This window comes from Brumicola pallidula DSM 14239 = ACAM 615 (genome assembly GCF_000428905.1).
In the GTDB taxonomy this organism is placed as follows: Bacteria; Pseudomonadota; Gammaproteobacteria; order Enterobacterales; family Alteromonadaceae; genus Glaciecola; species Glaciecola pallidula.
Genome location: NZ_AUAV01000031.1, coordinates 1 through 3,991 on the forward strand (window position 1 = coordinate 1; position 3,991 = coordinate 3,991).

At 41.8% G+C, this 3,991-nt stretch carries 2 protein-coding genes and 1 pseudogene; all 3 read left to right on the forward strand.

Features of this window, described 5'->3' with window-relative positions:
* Positions 1-136 precede the first annotated feature (136 nt).
* A complete protein-coding gene (locus G399_RS0110845) occupies positions 137-904 on the forward strand; it encodes an HpcH/HpaI aldolase family protein (protein WP_006008897.1) in 768 nt (255 codons plus the stop codon).
* A 481-nt stretch (positions 905-1,385) separates the two neighbouring features.
* Positions 1,386-3,806: a TonB-dependent receptor gene (locus tag G399_RS0110850; RefSeq protein ID WP_148277348.1), complete on the forward strand. Its 2,421-nt coding sequence runs from the start codon at positions 1,386-1,388 to the stop codon at positions 3,804-3,806.
* A 78-nt stretch (positions 3,807-3,884) separates the two neighbouring features.
* A pseudogene (locus G399_RS21665) lies at positions 3,885-3,991 on the forward strand (histidinol dehydrogenase); the annotation flags it as partial.

The window sequence follows — 3,991 nt, forward strand, 5'->3', positions numbered from 1 at the left end:
ATAGCGGCGCCTGACAATCCAGCTCAACTTCGCGTATGGTCTGGCGCGTTGGTTCAAGGAAAGACGGTAGGGCCCGTAAGGAATTAACAATAAACTATTATTGCCAATCTAATTAAACAGTGGGTAAATAAAAAAGATGCATGAATTTAAACAGGCTTTGGCCAATAAACAGCCGCTATTAGGAACATTCGTAAAAACACCCCACTTTCATAACACTGAAGTATTATCAAAAGTTGGCTTTGCGACAATATGCCTTGATGCAGAGCACGCCGCTTTCGACAGGCGTGATTTAGATACCTGCATATTGGCAGCAAAAGCGAATCAGCAGCATGTTTTAGTGCGTATCCCAAACGACCATCACGATACTATTTTAAATACCTTAGATCTAGGCGCCGATGGTATTGTTGTACCGCATGTAAAAACTGCACAGCAATTAGAAAATATTGTTAAGCAATGTTATTACGGTCATAACGGTCGAGGTTATGCAGGCTCTACGCGGATGGCCGGTTATACTACAAACAACATGCAGCAAAACCTTGCGCATAATGCTAACAATACAGTGGTAATCGCACAAATTGAGGATATTGATGCGCTTGATCAACTCGACGCTATTTGCCAAGTAAAAGGCGTAGATTGTTTATTTATTGGCAGAATGGATTTAACTGTTGCGCTAGGAGAGACTGATCCTAATGCACCAAAAGTACTCGAAGCAGTGACAAAGATTGTTCAAATTGCTAATAAATATGAACTTGCGACAGGTATGTTTATTGCCAATCTAGATGAGTTGGATCATTGGCTCAAACAGCATGTTTCATTATTTTTACTGGGTTCAGATCATAGTTTTATGCTTGCGGGTGCTAGACAACTACAAGCGACGTTTAAGCAATCAACGCGAGCTCAATAATAAGATATTAGGCCAAATATACCGACAACAAACTAGCCTCAATTGACTGTTAAAAAAATACCTTTTTAGCATCAATATTGTTGAGGTGCTTCTGCCACGTCTAGTTCAGCCTTACCGCTATGGTTTCATAATAAAAAATCCTCAAGAATTTATGTCAGGAGGGTGGTACTTAAACAGCTTACTCTTTTATACACATGCGGGCATGAGGGAATTGGTTAGGGCAGTGTACAGCACTTGACTTACTTATTGTATTCAACAACTTAATTCCTATTTATCTTAATGCAAGAATCGGTTAATTAACTATCTGATAACAATTCTTCAATCTATGCTTGACATATTTTGACTTCGAAGTCTATGATGTCAGTAGTGCAATAAATAGACAATCTAGCAAAGCGTTTTATCATTAATACGTTTTGTTAACTGCAGCGAAAGTTTGGCAGTCTCATTATGCTTATATTCAATAATAAAAAAGGAAAAACAGATGATGGTAACCTCAACTAGCAAAAAGTCTCAAGTTTGTGCTGCTGTGCTAACAGCTCTGCTTGCCCAACAAGCAGTGGCTCAGGAGTCAGACGAACAAGCCGGTGAAAGTAACAAACAAACTGGACTTGAGGTGATCGAAGTCACCGCACAAAAGCGAGTCCAAAGTCTTCAGGACGTCGGCATTTCAGTGACGGCATTAAACGCTGATGCAATACAGCGCTACGGCATCGATGATATCAGCCGTATAGAATTAATTACACCAGGAGTTGCATTCGGATTCATAGGCTCAGATGCAAAAATTGCGATCCGCGGTGCTAACTCTAATAATACCTTTGCGGATAACGCATCGATCGCAGGCTTTTTCGCTGACGGTGTTTACCGACCTAGGGCGTCACAGCAGTCACAGGCATATTTTGACGTTGCTCGCATAGAGGTGTTGAAAGGTCCTCAGGGCACACTTTATGGGCGAAATACATTTGCTGGTGCGGTGAATCTGACCACGAATAGAGCAACTCTTGGCGATTTTGATATGGGTGTCAAACTTGGCTTCGAACGATTCAATCGTCGAAGCACTGAAACCTTTATCAATCAGCCAATTACTGATGATTTGGCGATTAGGGTAGCGGTTCAGACTGTTCGCAGTGACGGCTATATTAAAAATGTTGGGCCCGCAGGTGATCTTGGACAAGACGATAGTTTTAACTACCGCCTCAGCTCATATTGGCAACCAAGTGCGACCTTTGATGCAACTGTAAGATTCACCTCTATTAAGCAAAAAGGGACAACGCCTGGTATTTTCTCAGCAGAAGGTTTACCTGCACCGGTTAATCAAGATGGAGTCACCGATGTCCGTGGCCAAATTTTAGACTTTGGTAATCCTGCACCTGGTTCAGCCGGCACAAATGCGAGATTTGATACACCTAACGAAGTCAGTTATGACACAGAAAATAAGCGTGATAACCAAGAAGATAATCTAACAGTTGAACTTAACTGGGATCTTGACAGCGTTACTGTTAAATCAGTCTCTTCATACACCGATTTTAGTAGTGCTCTGGATTTTGATGGTGACTTCAGTCCGACTCCCGGCTATGCTTATTTTTGGGACGAAGCGGTTGAGTCAGTCACGCAAGAACTGCAGATTTCTTCTAACAACGACAGTAACCTGTTCTGGACCGCTGGCGCTTACTATTCAAAAGACCAAATCGGTTTTGGTTTTTCTCAATTTAGAACACAAACCAACGCGCCATTTGGCACCGTCACCGATTCTCAAGGTAGAGAGTTCACCTTGTTTAATGGTACCGAGTCAATCGACCCGTTCGGGGCTGGCAGCTTTAGTGACTACACCGATTTCCAGGAAATCGACGTAACCACGCTAGGTTTATTCTTCCAAGGGGAATACAGCATTTCCGATGCATTGACCTTAATCGCCGGGATCAGGTACAACGAAGAAGAAAAAGACACCACCACTTCTTTTGGAACATCAAAAGCCAGCGATGGTAGCTTTTTACCTGGTGTCTCTAAATTTGGTATTAATGGACGTCCAATCGATTTATATAACTATACAGTCGCTGACGGCAGAGCAGGTTCAGAAACGTTTGATATCGTCACTTGGAAAATTGGTTTTAATTACGATCTAAACGATAACTCCATGATATATGGCTCTGGTTCTACCGGATTTTTATCTGGAGGTCTCAACAGTAACGGAAGCTCATTTGACCAGCAAGAGTCGGAAGCATGGGAAGTAGGCATGAAAAATAGGTTTTTAGACAACTCATTGCAACTGAACTTTGCATTTTATATGAATGAGTTTTCTAATCTTGTTACCCAGCGATTGACGTTTCCTGAAGGCAATACGTCTACCGCAGTAACAGTAAGTGAAAATGCGGGAGCCTCAGATGTCTTAGGTTTTGAAGCTGAAGTTAACTGGGTACCAACAGAGTATTGGTTTATTAATGCTGGCCTGTCTTTGATGGATGCAGAATACGATAGTTTTGGTGTGACTAATCCCTTCCAATTAAATGATGGTTTACTCTCGAGTGATGTCAATAATGGGCTTCTCTTGCTAGACGGTGCAACGACACCTTGGTCGCCTGATATGACGCTTAGCTTAGGTGCTGGACACGAGTTTAATCTTGGCGATAAGGGCACTATAACGCCTTACTTACAGTTCTATTATTCAGCAGAATACGATACAGATGATGTGTCAATATACGCAAGTCAGTTACAAGATTCTTATACAAAGACGGATCTACGCGTGACCTGGCTTTCACTTGATGAAACACTATCCTTAGAACTGTTTGCTGAAAACATTGAGGACGAAGAGGTTTTGGCTAGAACCAATGTTGGCGGTAACAACTTGGTACAGGGCAGTTATTTACATCCTAGAAACTATGGAGTGAAGTTAAGATATCACTTTTAGTCAGTAATATTGCAAGAACGAAGTAAAAAGCCCCGAAAGTGTTGTCTAGCTTTCGGGGCTTTTTACGCTCAATAAATAAATGTGTCTTACGGCGATAAATGCATCGGCACAAACCATACACTACCAACTAAGAAGGCAGCACGCTATACTGGTGGATTATGGGTTGGGAAATTCATTAAAACATG

Bases quoted from the DNA above. Each gene is read 5' to 3' on its own strand.
- G399_RS0110845 (WP_006008897.1), top strand. From the start codon at position 137: ATGCATGAATTTAAACAGGCTTTGGCCAATAAACAGCCGCTATTAGGA.
- G399_RS0110850 (WP_148277348.1), top strand. From the start codon at position 1,386: ATGATGGTAACCTCAACTAGCAAAAAGTCTCAAGTTTGTGCTGCTGTG.